We start from the raw sequence: 526 nt of genomic DNA, 5'->3' as shown, positions 1-526 counted from the left end.
TGAGGGTGTCGCCGACGGCGAGCTCCAGGCGCCGGAGCACGTCGTGCACGACGACCACCTCGTGGCCCTCGGTCGGCAGCCTCCCGGAGGCGACCTGCACGAGCCCGGGCAGTGCCGTGGCGTCCGAGACGGATGCCACGGACACCCACCCACGCAGGACCCGGTCACCGGCTGAGACCCGGGGCTCGACCTGCATGTACCGGACGAGCCGTGAGCCGGGAGGCAGCGCGTCCAGGAGCGCGGCCTCGTACCCGGTGAGGGTGGGGGCGGTCGACGTGCCGGGCCCGGACAGGAAGATCTGTCGTGCTGCGGGGTCCTGGACCACGCCCGGGCCCTCGAACCCCGAGACCTCGGCCTGGGCCTGCGTCCCGAGGGTGTACCCGACCTGCTGGGCCGGGGTGGAGTCGCCGGACTGCACCACCACCGCGCCGGCGGTCCCGACCATGACCGGCAGGCCGACCAGGGCGCACACCAGGGCGGTGCGGCCCCGTGCGCGGCGTGCGTCGCGGCCGGCGATCCTGGCGGC

The 526-nt window shown here is 75.7% G+C and carries 1 protein-coding gene; it reads right to left on the bottom strand.

Features of this window, described 5'->3' with window-relative positions; genetic code table 11:
- Window positions 1-526, bottom strand: a 526-nt coding sequence (locus N869_RS18225; RefSeq protein WP_035063377.1) for a hypothetical protein, incomplete at both ends; no start/stop codon positions are given.

Source organism: Cellulomonas bogoriensis 69B4 = DSM 16987 (assembly GCF_000767165.1).
GTDB lineage: Bacteria > Actinomycetota > Actinomycetes > Actinomycetales > Cellulomonadaceae > Actinotalea > Actinotalea bogoriensis.
Note: the sequence above shows the minus strand (reverse complement) of the source record. Positions and strands in the feature narration are given on the sequence as shown.